The sequence below is a fragment of the Pseudomonas fluorescens genome (genome assembly GCF_902497855.1).
Classification (GTDB): domain Bacteria; phylum Pseudomonadota; class Gammaproteobacteria; order Pseudomonadales; family Pseudomonadaceae; genus Aquipseudomonas; species Aquipseudomonas fluorescens_BI.
Map to the genome: position 1 here is coordinate 186731 of NZ_CABVHU010000002.1, position 19852 is coordinate 206582.

Consider the following 19852-nt stretch of genomic DNA (forward strand, 5'->3'; position numbering starts at 1 on the left):
TCGGCTCCTGCTTAAGGCCGCGTTGGCGGCATCAGTTTCTACGTAGGACCTGGGCAACGGTCGCGACGTTGTGGGCGAGGTGCAGCGGATTGATGGTCCCGACAATAGCACTGGCGACACCCGGATGTTCAAACAACAATTCGAAGCTGGCGCGTACCGGGTCCACACCCGGGCTCAGGCAGACGTGACCGCTGGCGAGGGCTTTTTTCACCAGGATGGCTTTGCCGTGGGCAGCAGCATAGTCAATGACCGGCTTCTCGTTCTGTTCGTTCAGATTGTAGGTGACCATGGCGCAATCACCTTGTTCCAGAGCCCTCAAACCGCCTTCGACGGTTTTGCCGGAAAAGCCGAAACCACGAATCTTGCCTTCGGCCTTGAGCTCGGCAAGAGTTGCATAGGCTTCGCTGTCATTGAGGATCGCCAGGTCGTTGCCATCGGAGTGCACCAGCACCAGGTCGATAAAATCAGTTTCCAGACGTTGCAGACTGCGTTCCACCGAGAGTCGGGTATGCGCGGCACTGAAATCGTGTCGGGACTGACCGTCGGCAAACTCTTCGCCGACCTTGCTGACGATCACCCAGTCCTGACGCTGACCACGTAATAGCGGGCCAAGGCGTTCTTCGCTGCGGCCATAGGCCGGGGCCGTGTCGATCAGGTTGATGCCCAGGTCGCGCGCGAGTTTGAGCAGCATGCGCGCTTCGTCATCGCCGGGGATCTGGAAACCGTTGGGGTACTTTACACCTTGGTCGCGGCCGAGTTTGACGGTGCCAAGTCCCAAAGGGGAAACCATCAGGCCAGTACTGCCCAATGGGCGATGCAGATCGTGCAGGGTCGGTTGGCTCATGGCAGCAGTTGCTCCCAGGCTGGAATGCCCATCGGCGGTTTTGGCAGTTCAGGCAGCGGCTGCGGATGGCCGGGCTGGATGCCGTCGCGCTGCAAAGAGGCGATGACCCGGTCGGCAAAGTCTGGCGCCAGTGCCAGTTTGGTGGGCCAGCCGACCAGCAATCGGCCTTCTTCGGCAAGAAACGCGTTGTCGGGACGGGTCAATCCCGATTGCAGCGGCTCGGCGCGGTCCACGCGCAAGGTCGCCCACTGCGCCGTGCTCAGGTCGATCCATGGCAGCAACTGGCCGAGTTCTTTGCGGGCCGTGGCGATTTGCGCGGCGGGTTCGCGGGCGACACCTTCGGCTTCGGCGATATCGCCCCCCAGGTACCAGACCCATTGTCCGTCGGCAGCCGGGTGCGTGGTCACGGTGATACGCGGTTTGGTACCACCGCCCAGGCAGTGGGCGTACAGCGGTTTGAGGCCCGGGCCTTTGGCGATGATCATGTGCAACGGCCGGCGCTGCATGGCGGGGTGGGTCAGCCCCAGTGTTTCAAGCAAGCTCGCGGTGCCGGCGCCGGCGCTCAAGACGATGCGCTGGGCGCGGATCTCGTGCGCGTCCACCTTCAGGCCGATCAGTTTCCCACCCTCCAGCAACGGTTCGATCTTCTGCCCACCGAGCAAACTGTCGCCGGCCAGATCGGCCAGACGCTGGATCAGGCTGGGTACATCGATCACCAGTTCCGCCAGCCGATAGACCTTGCCTTTGAAGCGCTTGTCTTGCAGGGCCGGTGGCAATTGCTCACCGGTGACCTGATCGACGCGACCGCGCACGGCTTTGCTGGCGAAGAAGCTGGTGAGATTGCCGGCGAGGGTGCCGGGAGACCAGAGGTAATGCGCTTCGGACAGCAGACGCACGCCGGTCAGGTCCAGCTCCCCGTCCCCGGCCAGCGCTTCACGCCAGCGGCGCGGCATGTCGGCGATGGCTTCCGAGGCGCCGGTCAGGGCGCCATGCAGCGCGTACTTGGCGCCGCCGTGGATGATGCCCTGGGATTTCACAGTCTGCCCGCCGCCGAGGCTGGCGCTTTCCACCAGCACGGTCGAAAAACCCTGGCGGCGCAGGCGCGCATTGAGCCAGAGCCCGGCGACACCAGCGCCGACAATCAGAACGTCGGTGGAAATAACGGATGGCATGCGGCGACCTCAGTGTTCTAGACGAGGGCGCAGTATACAGGCTCACCGTTCAGTCACGGCGTAGAACCTGTGGGAGCGAGCCTGCTCGCGAAAGCGGCGTGTCAGGCAACATTTCTATCGACTGACACACCGCATTCGCGAGCAGGCTCGCTCCCACAGTGGATTGTGCTACATGCTTAATGCCCGGCAGTCTTGGAGAAGAGCTGGATCACTACGACGCCCAATACGATGAGCGCCATCCCCAGCATCGCCGGCACATCCAGTCTCTGCCCATAGATAAACAGCGCCGCGACGCTGACCATCACGATGCCCATGCCGGCCCAGACGGCGTAGGCCACGCCCACTGGAACGCTGCGCACCACCAGCGTCAGCATCCAGAATGCAATGCCATAACCGACGATGACCAGAATCAATGGTAGAGGCGTGCTGAAACCCTTGACCGCTTTCATCGAGACGGTAGCGATCACTTCGGCGCAGATGGCAATGGCCAGGTAGTAGTAGGCGGTCATGGGTGCATCCTCATGTGAAGTGTTGCTTTCTGAGTTCGGCATTCTAGAGTTTCTTCAGATGCGGTAAAGTCATTACCTATCTGTTCTGAAGATGGGTTTGCCCATGCAATGGAATCTGGATCAACTGCGATTGTTCGTCAGCGTAGCGGAGCAGCGGTCGTTCTCCGCCGTGGCGCGGCATCAGCGCAAAGCGCAATCGGCCGTCAGCAGTTCGATTGCCCTACTGGAAGAGGATTTGGGCGTCAGCCTGTTCGACCGCAGCAGTGGCCGCCAGCCAAAGCTCACCGACGCCGGCAATGCCTTGCTGGAAGAGGCGCGGGAAGTGCTGCGCCAGTGTGAGCGCCTCAACGGTCGGGCACTGGCGATGATGCAGGGCCAGGAAGCGCGCCTGCGCCTGGCTCAGGATGAAGCCATGCCCTATCAACCGATCATCGAAAGCTTCGAAGCCCTGGCGGAAAAATTTCCCAGTCTTGAAGTGCAGCTGACCAGCGCAGCCCAAGGCGATGTGGCGCGCAAACTGGTGGAGCGTCGGGCCGATCTGGGCTTGCTGTTTTATCACGATCAGATCCCCGAAGCGCTCGAGCGGCGGGTGTTGGGCAGTGTTGAAATGGTCACGGTATGTGGCGTTGGGCATCCACTGGCCGAGCAATCTCGGGTCGACTGCCAGCAGCTGGCACAGCATCGGCAGTTGCTGATGTCCACCCAGTCCAGCGTCTATCCCGGCAGTGAGCCCGCCAGTCCGCAAGTCTGGCGGGCCGACAGCTTCTACGTGATGGCCGAATGGCTGGTGCGCGGCCTCGGTTGGGCCTGGCTACCGCGACACGTGGTGCAATATCCGGCTTATCAGGGGCAGATGGTTGAACTCGACAGCGAGTGGACCCCGCCGGCATTGATCGTGGAACTGGTCTGGCGCCGCGACGAGCCCCTCGGTCCGGCCGCTCGTTGGCTGGCGGAACGTTTTGCCGTGCACTTGCAGGCGATCGGCGAAAAAACCGATAAACTCCGCCGCCATGAATAGAACTCTCTACACCGCACTGTTTTACCTGGGGCTGCCATTGGTAGCGATTCGGCTGTGGCTGCGGGCGCGCAAGGCGCCGGCCTATGCCAAGCGCATTGGCGAACGTTTCTCCCTCGGATTGCCCGTGATGAAGCCGGGCGGTATCTGGGTGCACGCGGTATCCGTGGGCGAAAGCATTGCCGCCGCGCCGATGATTCGCGCCTTGCTGCAACGCTACCCTACACTGCCGATTACCGTGACCTGCATGACCCCGACCGGTTCGGAGCGCATCCAGGCACTGTTCGCCAATGAGCCGCGCATTCAGCACTGCTATCTGCCATACGACTTGCCCTGCGCGGCGGCGCGATTTCTTGAGCGGGTCCGGCCGACACTGGCAGTGATCATGGAAACCGAGCTTTGGCCCAACCATATTCATCAGTGCGCCAAGCGCGGGATTCCCGTGGCGCTGGCCAATGCGCGTCTGTCCGAGCGTTCGGCCAAGGGCTATGGTCGTTTCACGAAATTGACCCGGCCGATGCTCACCGAGATGAGCCTGTTCGCGGTGCAGACCGAGGCCGAGGCCCGGCGCTTTCGTGACTTGGGTGCGCGTCCGGAAACGGTCGAAGTGACCGGCTCGATCAAGTTCGACCTGACCATCGACCCGGCATTACTCCAGCGTGCCGCCGGGTTGCGTGCGCAATGGCAGGCGCAAGAGCGTCCGGTCTGGATCGCCGCCAGCACCCATGACGGTGAAGACGAAGTGGTATTGGCGGCTCATCGTCAGCTGCTCACCCGTCATCCCGATGCGTTGCTGATTCTGGTGCCGCGCCATCCGGAGCGTTTCAATGCGGTCTTCGAGTTGTGCCGGCAGCAGGGTTTCGCGACCGTGCGGCGTTCCACGGGCGAGCAGGTGACTGCGGGTACTTCGGTGTTGCTGGGCGACACCATGGGCGAATTGCTGTTTCTGTATGCCCTGGCCGACAGTGCCTTTGTCGGCGGCAGCCTGGTGCCAAACGGCGGGCATAACCTGCTGGAACCGGCAGCGTTGGCCAAACCGGTGCTCAGCGGGCCGCACCTGTTCAACTTTCTCGAGATCGCCGCGCAGTTGCGCAGTGCCGGGGCGTTGCAGGAAGTGGAGGATGCCGAAGGTTTGGCGGTGGCGGTGCAGCGGTTGTTCGAGTTGCCCAGGGATGCGCAGCGGATGGCAGAGGCGGGGTTGAATGTGATGCGCAGCAACCAGGGCGCGTTGCAGCGGTTGCTGGATGGGTTGGGGCGGTTGATCGAGCGTTAGGCCGCACTGTCTTCATTCGCGAGCAAGCCCGCATTGGATCGCCTGCGAACACAAAATTTGTGTCAGGCAGAGATCCCTGTAGGAGCTGGCTTGCCAGCGAAGGCGGCCTGTCTACCAACATCATTGTTGAATCTGATGGCCCCTTCGCTGGCAAGCCAGCTCCTACAGGGGGGATTTTCAAGGCCGTGCTTTGAGCTGATCCGCCGCAGCCTTGGCCAGGTCCGGTGGCAGGAAGTCCTTGTCCGGGTTGTAATCGGGTTTGAGGTAGCGCTTGAGGTCCTGCAGATCCCCCGGATTCAGCGTGCCCGCCACTTGCTTGAGGCGCAGGTTGTCGAGGATGTAGTCGTAGCGGGTGTTGTTGTAGTTGCGCACCGAGGTGTAAAGCTCACGCTGGGCATCCAGCACGTCAACGATGTTGCGCGTCCCCACCTGGTAACCGATTTCGGTCGCTTCCACCGCGCTCTGGTTGGAGATGATCGACTGCTTGCGCGCCTGCACCTGCTCGACGTCGGTGTTCACTGCGCGGTGCAGGTTGCGGGTGTTTTCCACCACTTGCCGGCGCAGGGATTCGCGCTGTTGTTCGGTCTGATCCAGGCGCGAGTAAGACTCGCGAACCTGTGAGGTGGTCAGGCCGCCGCTATAGATCGGGATACTCAATTGCAGGGCCAGCGTGCGCTGCTCGACGTTGCCTCCATAAGGCTGGCCGAAGGCGTTCGGGTTGCTGAAACCCAGGGCGTCGTTGTCGCCCTTCTCGTATTTCGCCACGGCATCCAGGGTCGGTGCATGACCGGCCTTGCGCTGCTTGAGGGTTTCTTCAGCGGCGCTGACTGCGTAGTTGCTGGCCAGCAGATTCAGGTTCTGCCTGGCGGCAGTGTCGACCCAGGCCTTGGCATCGTTCGGGGCCGGCGGCAGGATCGGCAAGGTGTGGACGATACCCTGGATCGAGTTGTACTGCCGGTTGGTCAGGGTGATCAAGGCTTCGAACGCGTCGTCCACCTGGCGTTGCGCAACGATCCGATTGGCTCGCGCGGTGTCGTAGCTGGCCTGGGATTGCAGTACATCGGTCTTGTCCGAAAGGCCGACGTCGAAACGTTCGTTGGACTGATCGAGCTGGCGCTTGAAGGCGGCTTCTTCGGCCTTGGTCGAGGCCAGGTTGTCCTGGCTGCGCAACACGTTGAAGTAGTCTTCTGCCGTTTGCAGAATCAGGTCCTGCTCGGTCGCCGACAGTTGCAGCGCCGCCTGTTCGTTGACGTCCTTGGCGGCCTGATACTGGAACCAGCGATCGGCGCGGAACAGTGGCTGGGCCAGGGTCGCCTGATAGGAGTTGGCGCTGCGGTTGGCAACGGCCGCCGGCTGATCGATATCGGTACGCACGTTGGCGACTTGGGCGCCGCCGGAGAGGTTCGGCAACAAGCCGGCGCGGGCCTGGGGCACGACTTCTTTCTGGGCGCCGTACTGGGCCCGGGCGGCGGCCAGGTCGGCGTTGTTATCCACCGCTTCCTGATAGACGCTGACCAGGTCGGTGTTGGTCGATAAGGGCGCTTCAGCTGCCCAGGCCATTCCATTGGACGCACAAGACACGGCAAGGGCCAGTGAGAGTTTGCGCAGCATGAGGCCATCCCTAAAAAATTACGCTGATAATTTGAGCGCCAAGGCTACGGCGCTGCGCCCTGCAGCGTCAAGGCAGAGCGCAAAGGTGCGGTACGGCGTAGCGAGTGTAGTTGTGCACACGCACGGCAACAATCCTGTAATTGCGCCATTCATCATGGTGTTTAAAGCGGTGTTGGCGTTCTTTGCCAGTTGTGTCTAGACTGGCAACGTTCTTGTCGGGGTGCCTTGCTATGAGGCTGAGATCGAATAATTTCGGATCCCGTTGAACCTGATCAGGTTAGCGCCTGCGTAGGGAACAAGATTTCTCGTCACCCGGCGAGTCCTCTTGTGCTTCGTCCGGGATGTTGTTCGACAATCGAACAGCCCTCGTGCACTGAGCACAGCACAGCTGGTTTTTTCAGCGCCCGTGCGTCCATTCGTTTACAGGTTCGCTCCGACAAAAATCCACTGCCTGGATGTGTTCGGAGAGCCCGTGATGACGATAAAACTAAAAGACAATACGAACCTGAGTGACTCGGCCAAGGTCGATCAACAATCGGTTCAGCCGTTTACCCGCTCGCAAAAAATCTACGTTCAAGGCTCGCGCCCGGACATACTCGTGCCGATGCGCGAAGTCAGCCTCGACGTGACCCCGACCGAATTCGGCGGCGAGATCAACGCGCCGGTGGTGGTGTATGACACCTCGGGCCCGTACACCGACCCCAACGTCATCATCGACGTACGCAAAGGCCTGGCCGATGTGCGCTCGCCGTGGATCGAAGCCCGTGGCGACACCGAGCGCCTGCCCGGCTTGAGCTCCAACTTTGGCCGCGAACGCCTCGCTGACGCGGAACTGACCAAGCTGCGCTTCGCCCACGTGAACAACCCGCGCCGCGCCAAGGCCGGGGGCAACGTCACCCAGATGCACTATGCCCGCCAAGGCATCATCACGCCCGAGATGGAATACGTCGCCATCCGCGAAAACATGAAGCTCGAAGTGGCCCGCGCCGCCGGGCTGCTGGACCAGCAACACGCCGGCTACAGCTTCGGCGCCAGCGTGCCGAAAATCATCACCCCCGAATTTGTCCGTGAAGAAATCGCCCGCGGCCGTGCGATCATTCCCGCCAACATCAACCACACCGAACTGGAACCGATGATCATCGGCCGTAACTTCCTGGTGAAGATCAACGGCAATATCGGCAACAGCGCACTGGGTTCGTCCATCGAAGAAGAAGTGGCGAAACTGACCTGGGGCATTCGCTGGGGCGCGGACAACATCATGGACTTGTCCACCGGCAAGCACATTCACGAAACCCGCGAATGGATCATCCGTAACTCGCCGGTGCCGATCGGTACCGTGCCGATCTATCAGGCCCTGGAAAAAGTCGGTGGCGCGGCCGAGGACCTGACCTGGGAGCTGTTCCGCGACACGCTGATCGAGCAGGCAGAGCAGGGCGTCGATTACTTCACCATCCACGCCGGCGTGCTGTTGCGTTATGTGCCGCTGACCGCCAAGCGCGTGACCGGTATCGTTTCCCGTGGTGGTTCGATCATGGCCAAGTGGTGCCTGGCGCACCACAAAGAGAACTTCGCCTACACGCATTTCGAAGAAATCTGCGAAATCATGAAGGCCTACGACGTCAGCTTCTCGCTGGGCGATGGCCTGCGTCCGGGCTCGATTGCCGATGCCAACGACGCGGCACAATTCGGCGAGCTGGAAACCCTCGGCGAACTGACCAAGATCGCCTGGAAGCACGACGTACAAACCATGATCGAAGGCCCGGGCCACGTGCCGATGCAGTTGATCAAGGAAAACATGGACAAGCAGCTCGAGTGCTGCGACGAAGCGCCGTTCTACACCCTAGGCCCGCTGACCACCGACATCGCGCCCGGCTACGACCACATCACTTCCGGTATCGGTGCGGCGATGATCGGCTGGTTCGGCTGCGCCATGCTCTGCTATGTGACACCGAAGGAACACTTGGGCCTGCCGAACAAGGATGACGTGAAGACCGGGATCATCACGTACAAGATCGCCGCGCATGCCGCCGATCTCGCGAAGGGCCACCCGGGCGCACAGATACGCGACAATGCCTTGAGCAAGGCGCGTTTCGAGTTCCGCTGGGAAGACCAGTTCAACCTCGGCCTTGATCCGGACACCGCTCGTTCGTATCACGATGAGACCCTGCCGAAGGATTCGGCCAAGGTCGCGCACTTCTGCTCCATGTGCGGGCCGAAATTCTGCTCGATGAAAATCACCCAGGAAGTCCGTGAATACGCGGCCAACCAGCGGATCGAAACCATCGATGCCGAAGTTGCCAAGGGACTGGCGGAACAGGCCGAGCGGTTCAAGCAGGAAGGCAGCCAGCTGTACAAGAAGGTTTGATCCCGTACTGATCGTTCCCACGCTCTGCGTGGGAATGCGGCCAGGGACGCTCTGCGTCCCAAGCGTGACGCAGAGCGTCACAAGAGGCATTCCCACGCGGAGCGTGGGGAATGATCACAAGGGAAAGATCACAACAAATGTCCCTCTGAGATAACACCCTTGAGCATTCAACCCAGCACTTATTCCCCCGACATCGCGGTGCCGACCGACAAACGCGTCTTCGGCGGTCGCGATCTGTTTTCCCTGTGGTTTTCCCTCGGTATCGGCCTGATGGTGCTGCAGACCGGTGCCCTGCTCGCGCCAGGCCTGGGCCTGTCCGGCTCGTTGCTGGCCATTTTTCTCGGTACCCTGGTCGGCGTTTTGCTGCTGGCCGCCGTCGGCGTGATCGGCAGCGACACCGGCCTGTCGTCCATGGCCGCGCTGAAACTCAGCCTCGGCAAATATGGCGCGAGCCTGCCGGCGGTGCTGAACCTGCTGCAACTGATCGGTTGGGGCTCGTTCGAAATCATCGTGATGCGCGACGCCGCCAGCCTGCTGGGCGCGCGTGCCTTCAGTGAAGGTAGCCTGCTGTCCAGTCCGCTACTGTGGACCTTGTTTTTCGGTGGACTGGCGACCTTGCTGGCCGTCAGCGGGCCACTGACGTTCGTGCGGCAGATCCTGCGCAAGTGGGGTATCTGGTTGCTGCTGGCCGCGTGCATCTGGCTGACCTGGAACCTGTTCGCCAAGGCCGACCTGGCGGCGTTGTGGGCGCAGGCCGGTGATGGTTCGATGCCGTTCGCCGTGGGTTTCGACATCGCGATTGCCATGCCGCTCTCGTGGCTGCCGCTGATTGCCGATTACTCGCGTTTCGGCAAGCGCGCGAAAAATGTGTTCGGCGGTACCGCGATAGGCTTCTTCATCGGTAACTTCTGGCTGATGAGCCTGGGCGTGGCCTACACCCTGGCGTTCGCGCCGAGCGGTGAAGTCAATGCCTTGCTGTTGGCGCTGGCCGGTGCCGGCCTGGGGATTCCGCTGCTGCTGATCCTGCTGGACGAGTCGGAAAACGCCTTTGCCGATATCCACTCGGCGGCGGTGTCCAGCGGGATTCTGTTGCGCCTGAAGGTCGAGCATCTGGCGCTGGCCATCGGCGTGATCTGCACGCTGATCGCCTGCCTGGCGCCATTGGCCCAGTACCAGAATTTCCTGCTGTTGATCGGCTCGGTGTTCGCGCCGCTGTTCGGCGTGGTGCTGGTGGATCACTTCATCTTGCGCAAGCGTTCTGCCCAAGTGGTGGCAACCGCTTTGCGCTGGCCGGCGCTGCTCGCCTGGCTGGGCGGGGTGAGCACCTATCACTTGCTGGCCAATCTGTACCCGGATGTCGGCGCCACCCTGCCGGCGCTGGTCCTGGCAGGGCTGCTGCAGCTGGTACTGGGCCGGGCCTTCAGCTACGGCCGGGAAACAGCTCGGGTTTGAGAATGCCGTTCAGGCGAGGGTAGGGGATCTTCAATTCGACGTGACCCAGTGCGTAAGGCGCGATGGTGCTCACTTCGTACTTGAGGATCACCCCGCCATACGTCAGTGCCACGTTCTGGGTTTTGACGAAGGGCCAGCTCTTCACGAACTCCGCTTCCTGATCGAGCTTGGTGCTGATCAGCCAGCTGTTGTGCGCCACTTGCGCGGCTTTCCAGAACGCTTCTTCCTGCCCCGGCACCAGCATGTCCGACAGGGTCAGCACCTTGTGCTGCTGGCGCGAGTAGTTGATGAAGCTACGGCCCGGTGTGCCATGGGCGCCGCCGGTGTCCAGGTAGCTGGAAAACTCGACGATCACCAAGCCGTCATGCTGCTCTCGTACCTTGGCTTGCAGGTAACTGCTGTGACGCGGGCCGGCACTGCTCAAGAATTGCTCGCGGTACGCGGCCAGCGTCGGCGCCACCGGGGCGTCGGGCGCGGTGCGGGTCATTTGCAGCAAGCGTTTTTCGATAATGCCATCCAGTGCCGGTTCGGCCGGGAAGCGCAGGGTGTCGATGTTCACCAGCGGGCAGTCCTGGCTGGTGCAGCCCGGTTTCAGCTGTTCGGAGGCATCGCGGGTGGTTTCCAGCGGTGCCCGGTAGCTGGGCTGGAACAGACTCTGGCAGGCGCCCAGGGTCAGGGCGATTGCAGCCACGGAGGCGATTTTAAAAAGCGACATGGGCGTCCTTCATAAAACAGGGAAAGGCGAAAAGTTACCCGCTTCGACTCTCGGCGCAGGAATCAGTTCGCCACTAAGCTAATTAGAGTTGGTTTCACCCTCACCGTCTATCCCGCTAGCTGGAAAGGGGCTGCATCAAAGGTCGCGGGCGCGTTAGGATGGCGCGAAAGTCGAGGCTGGAGCCTCGGTGTAGAAACGAGGATTGTCATGACTGATTTTGCCAACGCCATTCCGACCGCCGTTGAGATCGTTCGGCGCGAAAAGTGCTTCGAGGGTTTCTACAAGCTCGACCGCGTGCACTTGCGCCACGAATTGTTCGCGGGCGGCATGAGCCGCGAGATCAGTCGTGAAGTGTTTGTGCGCCACGATGCGGTGTGCGTGCTGCCTTACGATCCGCAGCGCGACGAAGTGGTGTTGATCGAGCAGTTTCGCGTCGGCGCCATGGGCAAGATCGACAATCCGTGGCTGGTCGAACTGGTCGCTGGTCTGATCGATAAGGATGAAGAACCGGAAGAAGTTGCTCACCGCGAAGCGCAGGAGGAAGCTGGGCTTGTATTCGGGGCGCTTTGGCCGATGACCAAATATTTTCCATCGCCGGGCGGCAGCAATGAATTCGTGCATTTGTACCTGGGGCGTTGCGACAGCACCGGGGTCGGCGGCCTGCATGGGCTGGAGGAAGAAGCAGAAGATATCCGCGTCACGGTCTGGGCGTTCGAAGATGCCCTGCAGGCCGTACGCGACGGGCAAATTGCCAACGCGGCCAGCATCATTGCCTTGCAATGGTTAGCTTTGAACCGCGCTGAAGTGAGGGGGTTATGGTCGTAAACAAGCTGCGCGATCGCTATCGGGTGGACCTCGTGGGGCTGCAAGCGTCCTGCGAGGCCAACTACGCGCGCCTCATGCGACTGTTGCCGGACATGCGCAACGAGCCCGCGGCCCGGCGCATTGCCGTGACCCATGGCGACCAGATGCTCGGCGTACTGGCCCTGGAAGTGCTGCAGGTCTGTCCGTACACCACGACCCTGCAAGTACGCCAGGAACATAGCCTGCCATGGCTGCCGGTGCCGCAACTGGAAGTTCAGGTCTATCACGACGCCTGCATGGCCGAAGTGGTCAGCGCAGAACATGCACGACGCTTCCGCGGCATCTATCCTTACCCGAATGCCGCGATGCACCAGCCTGACGAAAAGGCCCAGCTGAATATGTTTCTGGGCGAATGGCTCAGTCATTGCCTGGCCTGCGGACACGAGTATGCGGTTGTGCGCTGATGTGAACGGCGTCAGGTTTACCGTTTCCTCTTTTGGTCGTCCCTCAGCATAATTGCGGCACTCATCCATCCCCGTGATCACGCCTTGGGAGAACGCCTTGCCACGCGTATCCACATTGACCACCGCCGATCCGGCATTGCTGGTGCAACTCTCCGACAGTCATCTGTTTGCCGAGGCGGATGGCACGTTGCTGGGCATGAACACCCGTGACAGCTTGCAACACGTCATCGAGCTGGTCCGGTTGCAACAGCCACGGATCGATCTGATCGTTGCCAGTGGCGATATTTCCCAGGACGGGACGCTGGAGTCCTATCAGCAGTTCCGCGACCTGACCCGCCAGCTCGATGCCCCGGCGCGCTGGATTCCCGGCAATCACGACGAGCCTCGGATCATGGCTGAGGCTGCCGTGCAGAGCGCCTTGCTGGAACCGGTGGTGGATGTCGGTAACTGGCGGGTCACGTTGCTGGATTCGGCAGTGCCGGGCTCGGTGCCGGGGTATCTGGAAGAGGAACAGTTGCAGTTGCTGGCCCGCGCGCTGAGCGAGGCGCCGGAGCGGCATCATCTGGTGTGCTTGCACCATCATCCGGTGTCGATTGGCTGTGCGTGGATGGAGCCCATCGGATTGCGCAACCCGGATGCTTTGTTTGCAGTACTGGACCGGTTTCCGCAGGTGCGTGCGGTGCTGTGGGGGCATGTGCATCAGGAGATCGAGCAGAATCGTAATGGCGTGCGTTTGATGGCTTCGCCGTCGACCTGTATTCAGTTCGAGCCGGGCAGCGATGATTTCAAGGTGGGGGATCAGGCGCCGGGGTATCGCTGGTTGAGGCTCTTGCCGGATGGCGAGCTCGAAACCGGTGTAGAGCGTGTCACCGGATTCGATTTCCAGGTCGACTACGGCTCCAACGGCTACTGACACAACCCTCTGTAGGAGCTGGCTTGTCGGATCGCCGCACCGCAGCGAAGAGGCCATCAGATTCAACGATGATGTTGGCTGATCGACCGTCTTCGCTGGCAAGCCAGCTCCTACACGGGCCGTGTGAATTTCCATGGGTGATGGCACCCAACACCCCCCGACACCCTGTAAACTGCGCCTCTTTACCCGACGCACAGGGAGCTCAAATGTCCGGTTCGATCCTTTATATCCACGGTTTCAACAGCGCGCCGGCGTCGAACAAGGCCACTCGGTTGATCCAGGTGATGGACCAACTGGGCTTGAGCGATCAGTTGCGCGTCCCGTACTTGCATCACCATCCCCGTGAAGCCATCGGTCAGCTGGAGCAGGCGATCGAGGAGCTCGGGCGGCCATTGCTGGTCGGCAGCTCCCTCGGCGGCTACTATGCGACTCACTTGGCCGAACGCCATGGCCTCAAGGCGCTGTTGATCAACCCTGCCGTCAGTCCGCACCGGATGTTCGACGGGTATCTGGGGGCGCAGAAAAACCTGTATACCGATGAAGCCTGGGAATTGACCCACGACCACGTGACGGCCCTGGCCGAGCTGGAAGTGCCGGCGCCCCAGGATCCGCAGCGGTTTCAGGTCTGGTTGCAAACCGGCGACGAAACGCTGGACTACCGCCTCGCCCAGCAGTATTACCGGGCCTGTGCCTTGCGCATTCAGGCGGGCGGCGACCATGGTTTCCAGGGTTTTGCCGAGCAACTTCCGGCCATGCTGAGCTTTGCCGGCATCGGCGCAGATTTGTATCAGGCGATTGATTTCACAGCATTGTGATTTCTTGCCTTTTTTTCACTGACACACTGACGACGAGACCCCATGGCCACTCCCAGCGCTAGCTCCTATAACGCAGACGCCATCGAAGTCCTCTCGGGCCTCGACCCGGTGCGCAAACGCCCCGGCATGTACACCGACACCAGTCGGCCGAACCACCTCGCCCAGGAAGTCATCGACAACAGCGTCGACGAAGCCTTGGCCGGGCATGCGACCTCGGTGCAGGTCATCCTGCACGCCGATCACTCCCTGGAAGTCAGCGACGATGGCCGTGGCATGCCGGTGGACATTCACGCTGAAGAAGGCGTATCGGGTGTCGAGCTGATCCTCACCAAGCTCCATGCCGGGGGCAAGTTTTCCAACAAGAACTACCAGTTCTCCGGCGGTCTGCACGGGGTGGGTATTTCGGTGGTCAACGCCTTGTCGACCGAAGTCCGGGTGCGCGTGAAGCGTGACGGCAACGAATACCAGATGACGTTCGGCGACGGCTACAAGAAAACCGAACTGGAAGTGATCGGCACCGTCGGCAAACGCAATACCGGCACCAGCGTTTTCTTCGCGCCGGACCCGAAGTACTTCGATTCGCCGAAATTCTCCATCAGCCGTCTCAAGCACGTGCTCAAGGCCAAGGCCGTCCTGTGCCCGGGGCTGCTGGTCAGTTTTGAAGACAAGGCCTCCGGCGAGAAAGTCGAATGGCATTACGAAGACGGTCTGCGCTCCTACCTGGTGGACGCGGTCAGCGAATTCGAACGCCTGCCGGACGAGCCGTTCTGCGGCAGCCTGGCCGGTAACAAAGAAGCTGTCGACTGGGCGTTGCTGTGGTTGCCGGAAGGCGGCGACAGCGTCCAGGAAAGCTACGTCAACCTGATCCCGACGGCGCAGGGCGGTACACACGTCAACGGGCTGCGCCAGGGCTTGCTCGACGCCATGCGCGAGTTCTGTGAATTTCGCAGCCTGCTGCCGCGGGGCGTGAAGCTGGCGCCGGAAGACGTCTGGGAACGTATCGCCTTCGTCCTGTCGATGAAGATGCAGGAGCCACAATTCTCCGGCCAGACCAAGGAGCGCCTGTCGTCCCGTGAAGCGGCGGCGTTCGTTTCCGGCGTGGTCAAGGACGCCTTCAGCCTGTGGCTCAATGCCCACCCTGAAACCGGCATGCTCCTGGCAGAACTGGCGATCAACAATGCCGGCCGTCGTCTCAAGGCCAGCAAAAAAGTCGAGCGCAAGCGCATTACGGCGGGGCCGGCACTGCCGGGCAAACTCGCCGACTGCGCCGGGCAGGACCCGATGCGTTCCGAGCTGTTTCTGGTGGAGGGTGATTCCGCCGGCGGTTCCGCCAAACAAGCGCGTGACAAAGAATTTCAGGCGATCTTGCCGTTGCGCGGCAAGATTCTGAACACCTGGGAAGTCGACGGCAGTGAAGTGCTGGCCAGCCAGGAAGTGCACAACATCGCGGTGGCCATCGGTGTGGATCCAGGCTCCGTGGACATCGCCCAACTGCGTTACGGCAAAATTTGCATCCTCGCCGACGCCGACTCCGACGGTTTGCACATCGCCACCTTGCTCTGCGCGTTGTTCGTCCAGCATTTCCGTCCGTTGGTGGATGCCGGTCACGTCTACGTCGCGATGCCGCCGCTGTATCGCATCGACCTGGGCAAAGAGATCTACTACGCCCTGGACGAAGCCGAGCGCGATGGCATTCTCGATCGCCTTGTGGCAGAAAAGAAACGCGGCAAGCCCCAGGTCACCCGATTCAAGGGGCTGGGTGAAATGAACCCGCCACAGCTGCGCGAAACCACCATGGACCCGAACACTCGGCGTCTGGTGCAGCTGACGCTGGACGATTTCGAAGCGACCTCGGAAATGATGGACATGTTGCTGGCGAAGAAACGCGCCGGCGACCGTAAATCCTGGCTGGAATCCAAAGGCAACCTGGCCGAGGTTCTGGGCTGATGCGCCGAGGCTTTGCCTTGGTGTGTGCGTTGCTGCTGACCTCGATGACGGTGGCTGCGCAGTCGGCGCCGGAGTTGCGCCTGGTGTCCGCACATGCCGTCGATGGCATGCGCGGCGGCAACCTGTCCGGGCTGGCCCAGTGCGGCAAGGACTTGTGGAGCGTATCCGACCGGGATGACGAGCAGATTTACCGGCTCGATACCCGTGACCCTGTCTGGCAAGCCGAAGCCGTGCGTATCGATGTACCGGCGGTGCCGGACAGCGGCTTGCCCTGGGGGCTGCGTTCGCGGACCTGGGTGGCCTCGATGGCCCGTGGCGGCGATCTGGATTTCGAAGGCATCACCTGCGACAACGCCGGTAATCGCTACATTGTCAGCGAATCTCATGGGGCGGTGCTGCAAGTGCCGTCAACGGGACCCGCGTCCTGGTTGAAAATCTCGCCTATCCTCATTCGCGAAGCGCAGGCCAGCGGCCTGTTGCTGAAATTCAATGCGCTGTTCGAAGGCCTGGCGATCAGTCCCGAAGGTGACCAATTGTGGCTGGCCGCCGAGCGCGAAAGCCGCGGGTTACTGTTGATCAAGCGCCAGCAAACCCTCTGGGACTGCGATGGCGGCTGTGTGCTGCTGAGCGAGGCCGGGATGGAAATGCAGCCAGCACAATTCCCCGGCGCGAGGGCGGTGCCACGGGACTTTGCCGACCTGTCATTGTTCGACGGCAAGCTGTTCACCCTTGAACGCAATGTCTTCGAGATCTGCCGCCGCGACGCGCAGACGGCCAAGGTCGAGCGCTGCTGGTCGTATGCCGCCGAGGCGTTGCAGGAAAACCGGCGTTATCCACAAGCCTTTGGCCTGGAAGAAGCGTTGATCGTAGACGCCGACGGTGCCTGGATCGGCATCGACAACAACAACGGTATACGCGCCGATGGCGAGGTCCGTCCGATCGTCATGCGCTTTGCTGCGCCTGAGGGCGGCTGGAGTGCCAGGTCATGAGTCAGCAACCGCCGGGCAAGCGCATCGGCCGGGTGTTGATGGTGCTGGCCTGGTGCGCCGCGCTGTTTCTGGCCACGCGGTTTTTCGGGCAGTGGGAGCAGCGCCAGCACAATCCCAACGTCGTGGTCAGCTCGGAACAGGGCGAAGGTTTTATCGAAGTGAAGCTTGCCAGCAACAATCAGGGACATTTTGTCGCCAGCGGCCAGATCAACGGTCAGCCGGTGGACTTGATGCTCGATACCGGGGCGACCGATGTGGCAATCCCGGGCGGCATGGCCGAACGGCTGAAGCTGGAGAAGGGCTTCCCGGTGACCTTGAGTACGGCCAGCGGTCGTGCCGAGGGCTACCGGACCCGCATCGACCGCCTGCAGCTGGGCGACATTGTGCTGCGCGATGTGCGCGCCCTCGTCGTGCCAGGCCTGGAAGGCAATCAAGTGCTGCTCGGCATGAGCGCACTGAACAAACTTGAATTTACCCAGCGCGGTGGCACCATGCTGCTGCGCCAGACAACGAACCGATGAGGCCCGCATGAGCGACTCCCTTGATCTCAGCCTGGACGGTGTAGAACGCCGGTCACTGGCTGACTTCACCGAAAATGCCTACCTCAACTACTCCATGTACGTGATCATGGACCGTGCCCTGCCGCATATCGGCGACGGCCTGAAACCGGTACAGCGGCGCATCATCTACGCGATGAGCGAGTTGGGGCTGGACGCCGATTCCAAGCACAAGAAATCGGCGCGTACCGTTGGTGACGTGCTCGGTAAATTCCACCCCCACGGCGACTCGGCCTGCTACGAAGCCATGGTCCTGATGGCCCAGCCGTTCAGCTACCGCTACACGCTGGTCGACGGCCAGGGTAACTGGGGTGCGCCGGATGATCCCAAATCCTTCGCCGCCATGCGGTACACCGAAGCGCGGCTGTCGCGTTATTCCGAAGTGCTGCTCAGCGAGCTGGGCCAAGGCACGGCGGACTGGGGGCCGAACTTCGACGGTACCCTCGACGAGCCGCTGGTGTTGCCGGCGCGTTTGCCGAATATCCTGCTCAATGGCACCACCGGCATCGCCGTGGGCATGGCCACCGACGTGCCGCCGCACAACCTGCGCGAAGTCGCCACCGCCTGCGTGCGTTTGCTCGATGAGCCAAAAGCTACGGTCGAACAGCTCTGCGAACACATCCAGGGCCCGGATTACCCGACCGAAGCGGAAATCATCACGCCGCGGGCCGATTTGCTGAAAATGTACGAAACCGGCAAGGGCTCGGTACGCATGCGTGCCGTGTACCACATCGAAGACGGCGACATCATAGTCACCGCGCTGCCGCATCAGGTCTCCGGTGCCAAGGTGCTGGAACAGATCGCGGCCATGATGCAGGCCAAGCCGTCCAAGGCGCCGCAGATCGCTGACCTGCGCGACGAATCCGACCACGAAAACCCGTGCCGGATCGTGATCATTCCCGGCGCACGCAAAAACTTTGACCACGATGCCCTGATGCAACACCTGTTCGCCAGCACCGAGCTGGAGTCGAGCTACCGGGTCAACATCAACATCATCGGCCTGGACGGCAAGCCGCAGCTGAAGAACCTGCGCGCGTTGCTGGTCGAGTGGCTGCAGTTCCGGGTTCAAACCGTGCGTCGCCGCCTGCAATTCCGCCTGGACAAGGTCGAACGTCGTCTGCACCTGTTGGACGGCTTGTTGATCGCCTACCTCAACCTGGATGAAGTGATTCACATCATCCGTACCGAGGAACACCCGAAAGCGGCACTGATCGAGCGTTTTGCCCTGAGTGAAATCCAGGCCGACTACATTCTCGATACCCGCTTGCGTCAATTGGCGCGACTCGAAGAAATGAAGCTGCGTGCCGAGCAGGATGAACTGCTCAAGGAGCAGGCCAAGCTGCAAGCCCTGCTGGGCAGCGAAGCCAAGCTGAAAAAGCTGGTACGCACCGAGCTGATCAAGGACGCCGAAACCTACGGCGACGACCGTCGTTCGCCAATCGTCGAGCGCGCCGAGGCCAAGGCCTTGACCGAGCACGATCTGCTGCCGAACGAGAAAGTGACCGTCGTCCTGTCGGAAAAAGGCTGGGTGCGCTCCGCCAAGGGCCACGAAATCGATGCTACCGGGCTTTCCTACAAGGCCGGGGATGGCTTCAAGGCCTTGGCGCCCGGGCGCTCCAACCAGTTTGCGGTGTTTATCGACTCCACCGGCCGCAGTTATTCGGTGGCCGCGCATACCTTGCCATCGGCCCGTGGCCAGGGCGAGCCGTTGACCGGCCGTCTGACGCCACCGCCCGGGGCGACGTTTGAATGCGTGTTGATGCCCGAAGACGATGCGCTGTACGTCATCGCCTCCGACGCCGGGTACGGTTTCGTGGTCAAGGGTGAAGACCTGCAAGCCAAGAACAAGGCGGGCAAGGCCCTGTTGAGCCTACCGAACAACGCCAAGGTGATCCTGCCGCGCCCGGTGGCCGATCGTGAACATAACTGGCTGGCTTCGGTGACCACCGAAGGTCGCCTGCTGATCTTCAAGATCAGCGATCTGCCACAATTAGGTAAAGGTAAAGGCAATAAGATCATCGGTATTTCCGGTGAGCGTGTTGCCAGTCGCGAAGAATATGTCACGGACATCGCCGTTCTGCCGGAGGGTGCCACTTTGGTGCTGCAAGCCGGAAAACGTACCTTGTCGCTGAAAGCGGACGACCTCGAACACTACAAAGGTGAGCGTGGACGTCGTGGTAACAAATTGCCTCGTGGCTTTCAGAGGGTGGATGCGCTGCTCGTCGAAAACCTCAATTAAGCGTCCTAGAGCGCTCGATCTACGATTTAACGCGTAGATCGACGCATTGGCGCTGGAGTCGGAACGCATATTCACGGATGATATGGCCTTTCAAGCGCCGGCGTGGCTGAGCGTTCTTCATATTTTTTGAGTATTTTCACTGTGGTTAGCCTTGTGGCAACCACCTGG

17 protein-coding genes and 1 riboswitch are annotated in these 19852 nt (G+C 61.4%); of the genes, 12 read left to right on the forward strand and 5 right to left on the reverse strand.

Going from position 1 to position 19852, the window contains the following annotated elements; genetic code table 11:
• Window positions 1-31: 31 nt before the first annotated feature.
• The 3 genes from F8N96_RS05770 to F8N96_RS05780 all read right to left on the reverse strand — a co-directional run bounded on the left by F8N96_RS05770 (window position 32) and on the right by F8N96_RS05780 (window position 2525).
• The gene (locus F8N96_RS05770) at window positions 32-844 is read right to left on the reverse strand and encodes an aldo/keto reductase (RefSeq protein WP_150797004.1); all 813 of its coding nucleotides are present in this window, start codon (window positions 842-844) and stop codon (window positions 32-34) included.
• On the reverse strand, window positions 841-2016 hold the full coding sequence (locus tag F8N96_RS05775) for an NAD(P)/FAD-dependent oxidoreductase (protein ID WP_150797005.1): 1176 nt from the start codon (window positions 2014-2016) through the stop codon (window positions 841-843). The genes F8N96_RS05770 and F8N96_RS05775 overlap by 4 nt, the downstream gene beginning before the upstream one ends.
• Before the next feature lie 176 nt (window positions 2017-2192).
• On the reverse strand, window positions 2193-2525 hold the full coding sequence (locus F8N96_RS05780) for a DMT family transporter (protein WP_150797006.1): 333 nt from the start codon (window positions 2523-2525) through the stop codon (window positions 2193-2195).
• Window positions 2526-2628: 103 nt separating this feature from the next.
• Between F8N96_RS05780 and F8N96_RS05785 the strand changes: the two genes are divergently transcribed.
• Window positions 2629-3543, forward strand: coding sequence for a LysR family transcriptional regulator (locus F8N96_RS05785; protein ID WP_150797007.1), 915 nt, complete (start codon window positions 2629-2631; stop codon window positions 3541-3543).
• Window positions 3536-4813: a lipid IV(A) 3-deoxy-D-manno-octulosonic acid transferase gene (gene waaA, locus F8N96_RS05790; RefSeq protein ID WP_150797008.1), complete on the forward strand. Its 1278-nt coding sequence runs from the start codon at window positions 3536-3538 to the stop codon at window positions 4811-4813. Before F8N96_RS05785 ends, waaA begins: the two co-directional genes overlap by 8 nt.
• Window positions 4814-4990: 177 nt before the next feature.
• Here the strand turns inward: waaA and F8N96_RS05795 are convergent, their stop codons facing one another.
• Window positions 4991-6424: a TolC family outer membrane protein gene (locus F8N96_RS05795; RefSeq protein ID WP_150797009.1), complete on the reverse strand. Its 1434-nt coding sequence runs from the start codon at window positions 6422-6424 to the stop codon at window positions 4991-4993.
• A gap of 206 nt (window positions 6425-6630) precedes the next feature.
• Window positions 6631-6736, forward strand: a riboswitch (TPP riboswitch).
• A gap of 163 nt (window positions 6737-6899) precedes the next feature.
• Here F8N96_RS05795 and thiC point away from each other — a divergent pair.
• Together thiC and cytX are read left to right on the forward strand one after the other, a co-directional pair.
• A complete protein-coding gene (gene thiC / locus F8N96_RS05800) occupies window positions 6900-8789 on the forward strand; it encodes a phosphomethylpyrimidine synthase ThiC (RefSeq protein ID WP_150797010.1) in 1890 nt (629 codons plus the stop codon).
• A 159-nt stretch (window positions 8790-8948) separates the two neighbouring features.
• Window positions 8949-10241, forward strand: a complete 1293-nt coding sequence (gene cytX, locus F8N96_RS05805; protein WP_150797011.1) for a putative hydroxymethylpyrimidine transporter CytX — start codon at window positions 8949-8951, stop codon at window positions 10239-10241.
• Here the strand turns inward: cytX and F8N96_RS05810 are convergent.
• Window positions 10210-10956 (reverse strand): RsiV family protein, encoded by a 747-nt coding sequence (locus F8N96_RS05810; RefSeq protein ID WP_150797012.1) that lies wholly within the window; start codon window positions 10954-10956, stop codon window positions 10210-10212. The two genes, cytX and F8N96_RS05810, sit on opposite strands and share 32 nt — an antisense overlap.
• Before the next feature lie 207 nt (window positions 10957-11163).
• On the opposite strand from F8N96_RS05810, the gene F8N96_RS05815 reads away from it, so the two are divergent.
• From F8N96_RS05815 to parC, 8 genes are all read left to right on the forward strand, one after another.
• Window positions 11164-11781, forward strand: coding sequence for an NUDIX domain-containing protein (locus F8N96_RS05815; protein ID WP_064675586.1), 618 nt, complete (start codon window positions 11164-11166; stop codon window positions 11779-11781).
• A complete protein-coding gene (locus F8N96_RS05820; protein ID WP_064675587.1) occupies window positions 11772-12224 on the forward strand; it encodes a DUF1249 domain-containing protein in 453 nt (150 codons plus the stop codon). The genes F8N96_RS05815 and F8N96_RS05820 overlap by 10 nt, the downstream gene beginning before the upstream one ends.
• Before the next feature lie 97 nt (window positions 12225-12321).
• Window positions 12322-13137, forward strand: coding sequence for a 3',5'-cyclic-AMP phosphodiesterase (gene cpdA / locus F8N96_RS05825; protein WP_150797013.1), 816 nt, complete (start codon window positions 12322-12324; stop codon window positions 13135-13137).
• 206 nt (window positions 13138-13343) lie between these two features.
• The gene (locus F8N96_RS05830) at window positions 13344-13952 is read left to right on the forward strand and encodes a YqiA/YcfP family alpha/beta fold hydrolase (RefSeq protein WP_150763495.1); all 609 of its coding nucleotides are present in this window, start codon (window positions 13344-13346) and stop codon (window positions 13950-13952) included.
• 42 nt (window positions 13953-13994) lie between these two features.
• Window positions 13995-15899, forward strand: coding sequence for a DNA topoisomerase IV subunit B (gene parE, locus F8N96_RS05835; RefSeq protein WP_150797014.1), 1905 nt, complete (start codon window positions 13995-13997; stop codon window positions 15897-15899).
• A complete protein-coding gene (locus F8N96_RS05840) occupies window positions 15899-16888 on the forward strand; it encodes an esterase-like activity of phytase family protein (RefSeq protein ID WP_150797015.1) in 990 nt (329 codons plus the stop codon). The genes parE and F8N96_RS05840 overlap by 1 nt, the downstream gene beginning before the upstream one ends.
• Window positions 16885-17409 carry a TIGR02281 family clan AA aspartic protease gene (locus F8N96_RS05845; protein ID WP_150797016.1) on the forward strand — a complete coding sequence of 175 codons (525 nt, stop codon included), beginning with the start codon at window positions 16885-16887 and terminating at the stop codon, window positions 17407-17409. The genes F8N96_RS05840 and F8N96_RS05845 overlap by 4 nt, the downstream gene beginning before the upstream one ends.
• A 7-nt stretch (window positions 17410-17416) precedes the next feature.
• Entirely contained in the window at window positions 17417-19684 is a 2268-nt protein-coding gene (parC, locus tag F8N96_RS05850; protein ID WP_150797017.1) for a DNA topoisomerase IV subunit A, read from the forward strand.
• Window positions 19685-19852 lie beyond the last annotated feature (168 nt).